We start from the raw sequence: 13,294 nt of genomic DNA on the forward strand, positions 1-13,294 counted from the left end.
GGAGAGACAGAACGTTTGCCTGTAAAATCATGTTAAAATTTCTTAAAGTACTATTTATCGCCCTTATTGCTTACGGTTCGGCTGAGGCACAAAGGCGTCAGATAAAAACCATTGTAATAGATGCTGGTCACGGAGGGAAAGACCCTGGTACCAGTTACGGAAAATTGAAAGAGAAAAATATCGCGCTTAGTATTACACTCAAAGTAGGAAAGCTGATTGAAGAAGAGCTAGGAGTAAAGGTAGTATATACCCGCAAGAAAGATGTTTTTATCCCTTTACACGAAAGAGGCTCTATTGCTAACCGTCATAAGGCTGATTTGTTTATCTGTATTCATGTGAATGCTAATCCCTATTCGTCAAAAATATATGGGTCTGAAACCTATACGATGGGGCTTCATAAAACTGAAGAGAACCTGGAACTGGCTAAACGGGAAAATGGTGTAATTCTGATGGAGGAGAATTATGAAAAGAACTATGATTTCGATCCTAATTCTCCTTTGGCTCATATCAAGATGGCAAACTATCAGAATGCCTTTATGAAACAAAGTTTAGACTTAGCTTCTAAGGTTGAAAAACAATTTCAGAAATCAGGCCGTAAGAGCAGAGGGGTAAAACAGGCAGGGTTTCAGGTTTTATGGGAAACCACCATGCCGGGTATCTATATAGAAACTGGATACCTGACTAACGCCACCGACAGAAAAATTCTGGAAAGCGAAGCCGGGCATGAGAAAATCGCTGAGGCCATTGTAAAAGCGCTGAAAATTTATAAAGAAGAGGTTGAAAAATAAATATCAGATGCGAAGCGTTGAAACACGAATGCAGAAATGTATTTTTGCAGAATTGTTAATATTTATTCGTATTCGTCCTTAATTCACCATATCACACGGTTTTTTATATGAAAAAAGAAGTTAAAGTAGGTCTGTTGGGTATCGTTACTTTCGCAATCTTCTATCTTGGATTTAATTTTTTAAAAGGCTTAGATGTTTTTAGTACAGAAAACGAATACTATGCCTACTATTCAAATGTAGAAGGTCTGCAGACTTCTAATCCTGTGATGTACAATGGTGTAACAATAGGAAGAGTAGTAGAAGTAACTCCTGAACAAAATCAAAATCGGGTCAAGGTTCTTTTGGCGATAAAAAGAGATATTACACTTAATGATAATTCGGTAGCTATTCTGACTGATAATGGATTATTGGGCGGTAAAATGATAAAATTGCTTATTCAATCAGGTAATCCGTTAAAAGATGAAGGTACTCTAAAAAGTGAGATTGAAGGTGGATTGATGAGTGGTTTAAGTGAAAAAGCAGCACCTGTACTGAAAAACGCAGACTCACTAATTATTACGCTTACAACCATTGTTAAACAATTCGACCAGACGGGTGTAGCTCTAAAGGCGCTTGTAGCCAATGCAAATCAGGCAACTACTGGTGTCAATGCTGTAGTAGCTTCGAATGCTAAAAATCTATCAGCTATCACAGCCAATGCAGCAACCCTTACTTCAAATCTGAATGGTCTTACTAACAATCTGGATGCGCAAATCAAGCCTATTCTTCAAAAGACTAATACATTTGCCGATTCTTTGAATGCTGTTCGCTTAGGACAAACTGTGTCACAACTCAATAATTCAGTCGCTAGTTTACAAGGCATTCTGAAAGACATTAATCAGGGCAAAGGTACCATAGGGAAACTAGCTAGCGACGATTCGCTTTATGTAAACCTGGATAGGACTGCTGCCAACCTTGCTGCTTTAATGGCTGATCTGAAAGCCAATCCTAAGCGGTATGTTCATTTCTCTTTATTCGGAGGAAAAAAGGATAAGGATAAAGAAAAAAAGAAATAAATAGCTTTGTTCGAGCTAAAAGATTCTATTTCTCCGTTATGCTGACGTAATTATTCGAAGACAAAATCCATAATCATGTTCCGAGGCCTACGCAGTATTCTTATCATTTTCTTTATTGTTATTGGCTCGGTTTTCCTTTGGGAAAAAGGTAAGTCTCTCAACCCTTTTACTCAGCAGGAAATTAAGACTACCCATAACATGGTTTTAAAAGAAATGTTGGTTCTAGGGAAAATAGAATTGGCTAATTTTACCTTTCGTGATGTAGTAGAGCAGGAACTAAAGTTTAACTATCTGCCCAATCCAAAAGCTATTCTGATTGTACAGGGAAATGCGGTAGGCTGTATAGATTTAGCTAAAGTAAAACCGGAAGATGTTGCTACTAAAGACGATACACTGATTGTGCATCTACCCGACCCTGAGCTTTGCCATTATAGCATAGACCACAAAAACTCCAGGATTTATGATACGCAATATGCGTTTATGAATGAGCAAACCTTACTGAATGAAGCTTATAGCAGGGCACAGGAAAAAATAAAACAGTCAGCCCTTGAAATGGGCATCTTAGAACAAACCCGAAAGAATGCTGATTTGGTTCTGAGACCAATTCTTGAAAATATATCTAAAAAGAAAGTAGTATTACAATTTCAGCTAAAAGCAACTTTAGATAATCCAAAGTAATCAATTATACTTTTCCACCATAGGCCAAATCTCCGGCATCGCCTAAGCCTGGTACTATATAAGATTTGCTGTTCATATCTTCGTCGATATCCCCAATCCATAAGCGGCATTGCGGCAAACGAGCCTTAATAAAACGTACGCCTCTACGACTGGCAATGGCAGATACAATATGCGTTTTGGCCGGAATCCCATAGCGAAGCATGGCATGATAAGCTTTTTCGATAGATTTTCCGGTAGCTAACATCGGGTCACTAATAATTAGTACTTTATCCTGGATATCCGGACTTGTGATGTAGTCCATTTCTATTTCAAAAGATTCTTTTTCATCATGTTTGCCACGGTAGGCGCCTATGAAAGCGTTTTCGGCTTTATCATAGTAATTGAGTAATCCCTGATGTAGTGGTAGGCCTGCCCGAAGAATAGTAACCAGAACCACCTGTTGCGAAACCTGCTGTGTAATCTTTGCACCCAATTGTGTTTCCACATCCCGGTTCTGATAAGTCAGCGTTTTAGAGATTTCATAAGCAAAGATTTCACCCAGACGCTCCATATTCTTTCTGAATCGCATGGCGTCTTTCTGTGTTTCCTGGTTACGTAGTTCTGCCAAAAAATGATTGGCAATAGAGTAGGTTTCGGTCAGTACAAACATGGTTTGTTGTTTGAATACGCCTTAAGGCTGCTTATAGGCTTAAAATATGTACCATTCTTAGCAAATCGTCGTGGATTGGCTTAGGTTTTTTAATGGTATCAATAAAAGGTGTATATACCATTTCATTGTTCACTATCCCAGCCATTACGTTTTTGTTTCCTTTAATCAAACCCTCTACTGCTCCTAATCCCAAACGGCTTGCCAGAATACGATCATAAGCTGTGGGAGTACCCCCTCGCTGAATGTGTCCTAAGGTTGTCACACGAATATCCAGTTTGTCGGCTACCTGCTCTTTGATTTTATCGGCAATATCAGTAGCATGTCCTTCTTCGTCTCCTTCAGCTACTACTACTATTGACGATGATTTTGAGCGGGTCCAGCCATCTTTCAAGGTGCTTACTACTTTTTTCAGTGGCGTATGTGTCTCCGGCACCATTACAATTTCTGCACCACCACCAATACCCGACTGGATAGCAATATAACCAGAGTCACGTCCCATCACTTCAATAAAGAACACACGGTCGTGAGAATCAGCTGTATCACGTATTTTATCAATGGCCTCTAAGGCTGTGTTTACTGCAGTATCAAAACCAATGGTATAATCAGTACCATATAAGTCGTTATCAATAGTACCCGGACAACCTACTGTCGGGAGTTCATATTCATTATAAAAAACTTCTGCCCCTGTAAATGTCCCGTTTCCACCAATAGCTACCAGGCCTTCAATGCCTGCGTTCATCAGATTCTCATAGGCTTTTTTTCTTCCCTCAGGGGTCATAAACTCTTTACTACGTGCCGATTTCAGGATAGTGCCACCTCTTTGTACAATATTGCTGACAGATTGTGATGTCATCGGAAAAATGTCTCCAGCAATCATCCCACTATATCCTCTCCTGATACCAAATACCTCTAATCCATGATAAATAGCTCCCCGCACTACCGCTCTAATACAAGCATTCATGCCCGGGGCATCACCACCAGAGGTAAAAACTGCAATTCGTTTCATCTTAATATAGGTACTTTATTTTGGCTTAGAATTAAAATAAAAATAGTTTAATAAGGTTGTATCGTTTAACTGCAAAAGTAATTAGTTTTATTTACTTCTCCCAAATTTTAATTGTTATTAGTATTTAATGATTATTCTGCTAAAAGTAATTTTATCGAAACAATATTCTTTTATATAACTATTTTAAGAAACATTTGAACAATATCATCTTTAAAAGCCCAATTATGTCTTTGCCTTGGTAAAATTATTTTAAAAAAAAATAATTTCCCTTACCTTATTTTCTATCTTCTTTTCGCCCGAAATATAACTCTCTCACTATCAGTTACTTATAAGTTAAAACTTAAAAAACAACATTTTGGCATACTATTTGAAACTGATTATCTGAAGTCATTACGGCCCAATCCCACTTACTAAATTAAGTTAGCTATAATTAACTTTTACAAAATGTCAGGAATAAAATTAATTCAAAAAAGACGCGGTTCTTTTATAGGAACAATTGTGTGTCTACTGTTAGGTGCTTTGCCTTTAATGGCACAAAACAAAGTAACAGATAAAGGTGCTGAAAATGTTGGTATTGGAACTACCAGACCCGACAAATCAGCTATTCTGGACCTTTCTTCAACCACTAAAGGTTTACTAATCCCCCGTATGACTTTGGCCCAACGCGGCAAAATTACGAACCCGGCTGGCGGTTTAATGATTTATCAGACTGATTATGTACCGGGTTTTTACTATTTCGATGGCACGGCATGGAAAAGTCTGGCAGCCAACACTATTGGAAAATCTCTACGCGAAAATTCTGTTGCAGACGATGCCACCTGGAGTATCAACGGTAATGCAGGTACCAATTCAGACTTGCATTTTATGGGTACTACAGATACTTCTTCTTTATCTTTCAGGGTAAATAATTTCAGATCAGGCTTTATAGACTATAAATATGGTAATACGTATTTTGGTTATAGAGCAGGGTATAGAAGTATAGGATTTAACTCAGTAGCTATCGGTGCCTATGCCTTACACGAAGTAAGCATGGGTTTAAATAATATAGCCGTAGGTTACCAGGCATTGCCTAATAACCAGACAGGTAGCGACAACGTAGCGGTAGGTACAAGTGCTTTGTTTTTCAACATAGTTGGTTCACAAAATATCGCTATAGGTACACAGGCAGGACAGAAATCGGTGGGAGACGGCAATGTTTTCATCGGAAATAACGCCGGAATCAACGAAATAGGCAATAACAAATTATATATAGAGAATGGTAGCCCGAATGGTCCGCTGATTTATGGTGACTTCTCGAAAGGGTTCCTAGGTATCAATACAAAAGCACTTGAATCGGCACTTACTATTGATAGTAAAACGGCTAATATCAGCGGTTTGCAGTTTAAGCAACTAACCAGTGCTTCACCAGCCGGCAGACCAAACCAGAAAGTATTATCAGTAGATGATAAAGGTAGAATAATTCTGGTAAGAGATTCAATTGGATTAGGTTCTACGATACCTACAAGTCCGGGCACAAATTACTGGACTACCAAAGGGAATGCTATTGAAAATAACAACGCCGGAGATGTAGTGGTGAGTAATATCCGCTTCAAAAACCTACGTCCTACATCTACATTAAGTAAATCCAACGGTAGAGTGCTATCAATAGATGACAATGGTTTGCTGGTTCTGGTAAAAGACTCTGTGGGAACATCTAAAAACCAAACTGCTGTAGTAGATGGTTTCTGGGAAGAAAATAATAATACAGTAAATAATATTAATGACAATGGTACGCTGGAACTAAGAGGTACAGTAAGGCTGAAAAACCTGACTGCCTATAGCCAGGCCTTTACCCCCTATGGAAAAGTATTAACAGTTACTGATGACGGACGTCTGATTCTGGTAAGAGACTCTGTAGGTACTGGTGGAGGCGGTGGAGGCCCTTCTTCATGGAATATCAGTGGTAATAATATTTCAAATAATAATTCGGGTATTGTTCAAATTAATACAGGTTTAAGATTACCTCAACTAACTAGTGAAACGCCCGTAAGTACTACTGTACAAAAGGTTTTATCAGTAGATAATCAAGGAAATGTGATTTTGGGTAATACGCCTACTCCTGTTGGAGGTGGTGGAGAAAGCAACTGGACATTAAGCGGTAATGCCATCAGCAATAATAATGCAGGTATCGTAAACATTAACAATGGTCTGAATGCCAAAAACGGTATTAAAATAGAAACAGGAAAGCTGACTCTTTCACAGTTGACCTCTAGTGCTACAGCAGGTAAACCAACGGGCAAAGTACTTTCAGTAGACAACTTAGGGAATCTAATTTTGGTCAGAGACTCAATAGCCACTGTTACTAATACAGGTGGTGTACCTATTATTCCATCAACTGAACCATCCGCCTGGGCTGTGAATGATAATAATATTTCTAATAAAAATTCAGGTAATGTATATATTTCTAATGGCTTGGTATTGACAAAACTGAATAGTGAGGCTCCTACTTCGGTAACTACTCAAAAAGTCCTTTCGGTTGATGCTAATGGACAAATAATCTTGGTAAACACACCTACCCAAACCGGTGGTGGCGGTATCGGAAATTCTTTATGGAAAAACAACGATAATGGCATTGGAATTGTAAATAATAATAGCGGAGGCATCTTTATCAATAGTAATGAAGACAATAAAAGTGGTTTACAATTAACACGCTTAAAATCTTCGTCTCCTGCAGGGAATGCCTATGGTAAAGTACTATCGGTAGATGACAGCGGAAATGTGATTCTGGTAACTGACGGTGGTAGTAATGTAGAAAACTCTTGGAATAATATTGATGGCCGCTTACACAATGCAAATAATGGCAAAGTTGTAATTGGTACAGGCATCAACTCTTATCCTGATGGTTACAGTCTGTTTGTGAAAGGCGGTATCTTAACTGAAAGAGTGAGAGTAGCTCTGGCTAATTCAGAACGTTGGGCTGATTATGTGTTCAAACCAGATTATAAATTGATGAAACTGAAAGATGTTGAGAAGTTTATCAAATATAATGGACACTTACCAAACGTACCATCAGCTGAAGAAATGGCGCAAAAAGGATTGGATGTAGCCGAAACCAGTGCCAAATTAATGGAGAAAATAGAAGAATTAACGCTCTATTTAATAGAAGCAAATAAAAAGATTGAGGAATTGGACAAGAAAGTAAAAAATCTTGAAAAAACACAAAAGTAACAATTCCTTTTTGAGTGAAAAAGTCCGACAGTGTTTTCCTAATTTTACATTTCTTTTTTACACAGATTACAAGTTATCGGATAGAAAACCAGTATTTTCTATCCGATAACTTTAAAAAAATTAATTTTTGTGTCAAATTTCTTATTAATAAATATTTCATTTAAATAAAATCTGGCACACTAATTGCAATAGTAATTATTAAAATAATGCAATATCAATAGTTTCATAATATTGATTTTTATGGGTTAGGGTTTATTGTTAAACGCCATGATACTTGATTATCGTGGCGTTTTTACATTTATTTACATCTCATAACTTAGTAATTAATCGTGAATTACGAATGGTGAATTAGTGAATATTCTTAAGTGAAAATATCCATTTGCATTATTTCTATTCCTTGGTTCTATTCATAAAGGTATAATATGCGACACAATTATTCACCATTCGCTAATTCGCAATTAAAACAATCACTAAATCACTCAATATATTCCATGCCTAAATCTATTTCCTACTCACGTACAACCATTACCGAACTGATGATTCCTTCTTATGCCAATTTTGGGGGAAAAATTCACGGAGGCATCCTGCTTTCTTTAATGGACAAAGTGGCTTATGCCTGCGCCTCTAAACATGCCGGAACTTATGTAGTAACCGTATCTGTAGACGGCGTTAATTTTCTGCAACCCATCGAAGTGGGTGAACTCCTATCCTTACATGCCTCTGTGAATTATGTAGGGCGTAGCTCTATGGTGATTGGCATAAGAGTGGTATCGGAAAATGTAAAAACCGGAGAGAAAAAACATACCAATACATCATACTTTACGATGGTAGCCAAAGATGATGTAACCGGAAAGCCTACCGAAGTACCAGAATTAATATTAGAAACGAAAGAAGACATCAGGCGCTGTCTGGAAGCCATTAAGCGTAAACAATTAAAAGAAGTATATAAAGATGATTTCGACAATGAAATTTCAGAGCTTCATGTAGAGAAAGACCTGCATTTGTTAGCAAACGAAAGAATCATTATTAATCCATAATTCGACTTATCTATGAAACAACTCTTTAGTATAATCCTCACTTGCTTAATTTCATTCAATCTGGCTGCACAAAATATAGACATTAATATCCTCAAAGACATCCAAAGTAACAGGACACAGAATTCAGACCATACTTTCGAGAATTTCAGCAAAGCCACTTACCCTATCAGCGCGGCCATTCCTATTGGTATTTTAGGAGTAGGCTTAATTAAAAAAGATAAAGACTTACAAAGACAGGGCTTAGCCGCAGGAGCTGGACTAGTAGTTTCGTTAGGAACGTCATATATCCTGAAAAAAGTAGTGGATAGACCAAGACCCTTTCAGGAATATCCTTATATACACCCAGCTATTGTTGAGACAGACCCATCCTTTCCCTCAGGGCATGCAACAGCGGCCTTCGCAGCAGCTACTTCACTAAGTCTAACAGCCAGAAAATGGTATGTAACTGTACCTGCCTATCTCTGGGCCGGAACAGTAGCCTATTCTCGTTTGCATTTAGGTGTACATTATCCGAGTGATGTATTAGCAGGTGCTTTGATAGGTGCAGGTTCGGCCTGGGCAAGTTATAAAGTCAACCGATGGCTACAGAAAAAGAAACAGCATTAGTTACTGGCTATTGCCATTTTCTGTTTCCGGAATTCTGAAGGACTCATACCTTTATACTTCTTAAATATGCGGTTCAGGTGGCTTTCGTCGGTAAAGTTTAATTCGAAAGCTATTTCATTCATACGCATATCGCTGTATTGCAAGCGAGTCTCTACTAATTTCAGTTTATAGTTGGTAATATATTGCTGCATACTTTCACCTGTTAGTTTCTTGAAATACTCGCTTACGTAAGTGGGCGAAATATTAAAGTTAGCCGCCATTTCCTCGGCTTTCAGCAACTCTGGCGAATAGATATTCTGATGTATATAGCTTAACATACTTAAATCCTTAGACTCTGCATTTCGCTGAATTTCAGGTGAACTCAAAGAGATGTTTCTTGCCACAACCGTCAGCAAAGTATTTACTATCTGTTGGGTAAGCTCTCTCTGGTAAGGGTACTGATTAATATATTCGCGGATTAAGGCCTCTATTAGTGATTTAACCAAAGGTTTATCAGCCTTATTTTTTAAGATACAACCGGGCAAGCGATTATGGTTCTGAAAAATAAATTCCAACTTTTTTATTAATTCCTTGTTCTGGTATTTAATATAAACTTCATTAAAACGGATAAAGAAAAATTTTGTACTTTTCTCAACTTTAAAAGAATGGCAATCCTGAGGCATTAGTAAAAACAGTTTTTCGGGGCCGTAAGTCCAGTTATTTTTGTTGATGCACTGAATACCTGCACCCTCAACAATATATACTAACTCAAAAAAATTGTGTTTGTGAGCGGCCATAGGGCACTCGCATGATTCGAGGTATTCAATCTCGAATGGTTCGTATAAATTTCTTATTTGCATACCTGCAAATATACAAGACAAACCAATGATTGTACAAGTAATTTATGAATAACCCACACTAATTTTGCCTCATCAAAATAATTAAATTAATGAAAGCAATCGTATTAAAAGCATTTGGAAGTGTAGATAATTTCGTCGTTGAAGAAATTCCGCAACCAACTATTCAGGATAATGAAGTATTGGTAGCAATAAAAGCCATAAGTATTAATCCTGTGGATATAAAAACCCGTTCGGGTAAGGCTTTAGCTACCCGATTGAAAGACGAAAACCCTATAATTCTGGGTTGGGATGTTTCGGGTGTAGTAGCTCAGGTAGGTAATGATGTAAAAGATTTCAAGATTGGCGATGAAGTATTCGGAATGGTCAATTTCCCCGGTCATGGCAAAGCATATGCCGAATATGTGGCCGCATCGGCTGCACATCTAGCATTAAAACCTGCTAATATTTCACATGAGGAAGCGGCAGCAGCAACTCTGGCTGCCTTAACCGCCTGGCAGGCATTCAATACTCACATAAAAATTAATCCGGGCGACAGAGTTTTAATACACGCAGCGGCAGGAGGTGTAGGACATTTTGCCGTACAAATTGCCAAACACTTTGGCACTTATGTCATTGGTACAGCCTCAGCTGCTAATAAAGATTTAGTATTGAGTTTAGGTGCTGATGAGTATTTTGACTATAAATCAAAACCTTTTGAAGAAGCCATTAGCGATATAGATATTGTATTAGACACAATTGGTGGTAGTAATATTGAGCGCTCGTTTGAAGTGGTAAAGAAAGGTGGTACAGTTATTACATTGCCTTCAGCTACCTCAGAAGGGATTGTTGAAAAAGCCAAAGCGAAAGGCATTAATGGTTTCTTTTTTATGGTACAATCGAACGGAGAAGATATGAAACAGTTGGCGGATTTGCTCGGAAAAGGCATTATTAAACCTCATGTATCGGCCGTATATTCTTTCGATGAGATAGGTAAAGCACATCAGCAAATAGAAACAGGCTCAACGAGAGGAAAGATTATTATTAAACCCTGATAATATTTGCTAATGAAAACGGCACATGATAGATTTGTCTACATGTGCCGTTTTCATTAACACTCTAATTATTCAAACCAACAAATTTTATGATTAACAACTCCATTACCTTTGTAATATTACGCCTGGCTATCGGTACCAGTATGTTTTGCCATGGAATTGTGCGCGTGGTAAAACTCCCCAAATTCAGTGCCTGGATGCTTGAAAAATTTACTAATTCAATGCTCCCAGAGGCACTGGTAATACCGTTCAGTTATGTCCTTCCGATAATCGAACTGGTAATAGGTGTACTCTTATTGATAGGCTTATTTACGAGATTATCCCTGATTATCGGAGGATTCACAATGGTAGCATTAATTTTTGGATCAGGAATGATAGAAGATTGGGGTGCATTACCTTCACAAATGATTCATACCTTCTTTTTCGCAGTATTACTTTCTTATCTGAATTATAATGCTTACTCGGTAGATAATGCTTTGAAGAGATAAATTCGTCTTTGAACTATGATTTAGCTGATTGGATGATTTATTTGAAATTAAAATCCTTTCCCTCACAAATCATCAGTGTAATCAATTCAATCAGCTAAATCACAGTTCAAGACAAAGTCAAATTACTTAGGCATCAACACCGTGTCAATCACGTGTATTACACCATTGCTTTGGTTTACATCTGCAATCGTTACTCTTGCCATACCACCTTTTTCGTCTGTAATCCAAACATTTTTACCCTTCATCCAGGCAGTTAACGTACCTCCTTGTACGGTAGTCAACATAGCCTTACCATTACCTGCCTTGATTTTCCCCATCAGGTCTTCAGCACTCCACTTACCCGAAACTACATGATAGGTAAGAATTTTTGTCAATGTGCTTTTGTTCTCTGGTTTTACCAATGTTTCTACTGTTCCTTTAGGTAGTTTGTCAAATGCCTTGTTTGTAGGTGCAAATACAGTAAATGGGCCAGCGCTTTGCAAAGTTTCTACTAAGCCTGCTGCTTTTACTGCTGCTACTAACGTGGTGTGGTCTTTAGAATTTACGGCATTTTCAACAATGTTTTTTGATGGATACATGGGCGCACCACCCACCTCTACGGTTCTTTCTTGTGAAAATGAGGCAATAGAAATGAAGGCAGCTACAAAGCTGATTGCTAAAGTTTTCATGGTAATTTTTGTTTTTTTAGATTGAGTTATTTATTGTAATTTTTGAATTATATCTCAACTAACGGGATTATCCGGCATTTGGATTGAAAAGTACTTTAATTTTTTCTTAACTTTTTTTAAGCTGCTATCAATCAAGGCTTTAACGTAGATTATTTGATTAAACGGTGTATTTTTAAGGTTTAATTGAAGAAAAAAAGAAAATCGCAACAATTATTCCAATTATTTCAGATTTTTGTAAGAGTTTTTTGCCCAAAATCATGAATCGCTTCGATAGAATCACTGCCATCCTCATTCAATTACAATCGAAAAAAATCGTAAAAGCACAGGATATTGCCGACCGTTTTAATATCAGTTTAAGAACGGTGTATAGAGATGTGCGTTCGCTGGAAGAAGCCGGTGTACCTATTATTGGAGAGGCGGGTGTTGGGTATTCTATCATGGATGGTTATCGTCTACCGCCTGTCATGTTTACGCGTGAAGAAGCCCGCACCTTCATAACAGCCGAAAAACTAATGGAAAGCTTTACTGATCTTTCTACTAAAGCCAGTTATAAATCGGCGATGTATAAGGTGAAAGCGGTATTGAAAAGTACCGAAAAAGACATGCTCGATAGCATTGAAGAAAACATCGAAGTTCGGCAACGAACTACTCCTTTCAATAAATCAATCAACAATACACTTGAAATTATTCTGAATAGTATCTCCGAAAAAAAGATTGCAAAAATGGAGTACGCCAGCTTCAATTCAAGCGAACCGCTGCAACGTAAAATAGAGCCTGTGGGCATTTACCATGAGTTCAATTATTGGTATACCATTGCCTTCTGCCATCTAAGGAACGACTATCGGCATTTCAGAACCGACCGCATTTCGAAAATTGCCTTGATTGAAGAATCTTTCAAAAAAGAACATTATTCTTTAAAAGAATATTTAGAGCGTATGCCCGAAAATGAGAATCTTGAAACAGTAGTCATTAGGGTAAACAAGCCCGCTCTACGATTTTTACTGGAGCAAAAATATTTTAACGGCTTTGTTTCTGAAACCGATAAGGGCGAAACGATGGAGATGACTTTTCTGAGTGCCTCACTAGATGTTTTTGCCCGTTGGTATATTACTTTTGCTGATCAGGCTGAGATTCTTACGCCAAAAAGTCTCAAAGACAAGCTAAAAATGATGGTTTCAAATATTTCTTCTAAATTTTAAAAAAATTCTTCTGCCCTACTGACATAGGGCTGTCATTAGCTGG

Annotated in this window: 13 protein-coding genes; 9 read left to right on the top strand and 4 right to left on the bottom strand. The window is 37.7% G+C overall.

All coding sequences use genetic code 11. From position 1 onward, the window contains the following. Positions 1 to 29: 29 nt before the first annotated feature. From D0T08_RS17400 to D0T08_RS17410, 3 genes are all read left to right on the top strand, one after another. On the top strand, positions 30 to 788 hold the full coding sequence (locus tag D0T08_RS17400; RefSeq protein ID WP_116983946.1) for an N-acetylmuramoyl-L-alanine amidase: 759 nt from the start codon (positions 30 to 32) through the stop codon (positions 786 to 788). Positions 789 to 895: 107 nt separating this feature from the next. Beyond that, a complete protein-coding gene (locus D0T08_RS17405; RefSeq protein WP_116983947.1) occupies positions 896 to 1,843 on the top strand; it encodes an MlaD family protein in 948 nt (315 codons plus the stop codon). A 75-nt stretch (positions 1,844 to 1,918) separates the two neighbouring features. Further along, positions 1,919 to 2,521, top strand: coding sequence for a DUF4230 domain-containing protein (locus tag D0T08_RS17410; RefSeq protein WP_116983948.1), 603 nt, complete (start codon positions 1,919 to 1,921; stop codon positions 2,519 to 2,521). A 4-nt stretch (positions 2,522 to 2,525) separates the two neighbouring features. Here D0T08_RS17410 and upp read toward each other — a convergent pair whose 3' ends face one another. Both upp and pfkA read right to left on the bottom strand, forming a co-directional pair. Then, positions 2,526 to 3,170 (bottom strand): uracil phosphoribosyltransferase, encoded by a 645-nt coding sequence (gene upp, locus D0T08_RS17415; protein WP_116983949.1) that lies wholly within the window; start codon positions 3,168 to 3,170, stop codon positions 2,526 to 2,528. A 31-nt stretch (positions 3,171 to 3,201) separates the two neighbouring features. After that, the gene (gene pfkA, locus D0T08_RS17420) at positions 3,202 to 4,176 is read right to left on the bottom strand and encodes a 6-phosphofructokinase (protein ID WP_116983950.1); all 975 of its coding nucleotides are present in this window, start codon (positions 4,174 to 4,176) and stop codon (positions 3,202 to 3,204) included. 444 nt (positions 4,177 to 4,620) lie between these two features. Here pfkA and D0T08_RS17425 point away from each other — a divergent pair, with 444 nt between their 5' ends. From D0T08_RS17425 to D0T08_RS17435, 3 genes are all read left to right on the top strand, one after another. After that, on the top strand, positions 4,621 to 7,383 hold the full coding sequence (locus tag D0T08_RS17425; RefSeq protein ID WP_116983951.1) for a hypothetical protein: 2,763 nt from the start codon (positions 4,621 to 4,623) through the stop codon (positions 7,381 to 7,383). Positions 7,384 to 7,874: 491 nt separating this feature from the next. Further along, positions 7,875 to 8,420: an acyl-CoA thioesterase gene (locus tag D0T08_RS17430; protein ID WP_116983952.1), complete on the top strand. Its 546-nt coding sequence runs from the start codon at positions 7,875 to 7,877 to the stop codon at positions 8,418 to 8,420. Positions 8,421 to 8,432: 12 nt separating this feature from the next. Further along, positions 8,433 to 9,026 (top strand): phosphatase PAP2 family protein, encoded by a 594-nt coding sequence (locus D0T08_RS17435; RefSeq protein WP_116983953.1) that lies wholly within the window; start codon positions 8,433 to 8,435, stop codon positions 9,024 to 9,026. Here D0T08_RS17435 and D0T08_RS17440 read toward each other — a convergent pair. Beyond that, complete coding sequence (locus D0T08_RS17440) at positions 9,023 to 9,865, bottom strand: AraC family transcriptional regulator (RefSeq protein ID WP_116983954.1); 843 nt, start codon at positions 9,863 to 9,865, stop codon at positions 9,023 to 9,025. The two genes, D0T08_RS17435 and D0T08_RS17440, sit on opposite strands and share 4 nt — an antisense overlap. Before the next feature lie 89 nt (positions 9,866 to 9,954). Between D0T08_RS17440 and D0T08_RS17445 the strand changes: the two genes are divergently transcribed. Both D0T08_RS17445 and D0T08_RS17450 read left to right on the top strand, forming a co-directional pair. Further along, positions 9,955 to 10,896, top strand: a complete 942-nt coding sequence (locus D0T08_RS17445) for an NADP-dependent oxidoreductase (RefSeq protein ID WP_116983955.1) — start codon at positions 9,955 to 9,957, stop codon at positions 10,894 to 10,896. Positions 10,897 to 10,985: 89 nt separating this feature from the next. Further along, positions 10,986 to 11,384: a DoxX family protein gene (locus D0T08_RS17450; protein WP_116983956.1), complete on the top strand. Its 399-nt coding sequence runs from the start codon at positions 10,986 to 10,988 to the stop codon at positions 11,382 to 11,384. A 122-nt stretch (positions 11,385 to 11,506) separates the two neighbouring features. On the opposite strand, the gene D0T08_RS17455 is transcribed toward D0T08_RS17450, so the two are convergent. Beyond that, positions 11,507 to 12,052 carry a fasciclin domain-containing protein gene (locus D0T08_RS17455; protein WP_116983957.1) on the bottom strand — a complete coding sequence of 182 codons (546 nt, stop codon included), beginning with the start codon at positions 12,050 to 12,052 and terminating at the stop codon, positions 11,507 to 11,509. Between the two features lie 257 nt (positions 12,053 to 12,309). Here D0T08_RS17455 and D0T08_RS17460 point away from each other — a divergent pair, with 257 nt between their 5' ends. Then, a complete protein-coding gene (locus D0T08_RS17460) occupies positions 12,310 to 13,251 on the top strand; it encodes a YafY family protein (RefSeq protein WP_116983958.1) in 942 nt (313 codons plus the stop codon). Positions 13,252 to 13,294: the final 43 nt, after the last annotated feature.

The organism is Emticicia sp. C21 (assembly GCF_003418935.1).
Lineage (GTDB): Bacteria > Bacteroidota > Bacteroidia > Cytophagales > Spirosomataceae > Emticicia.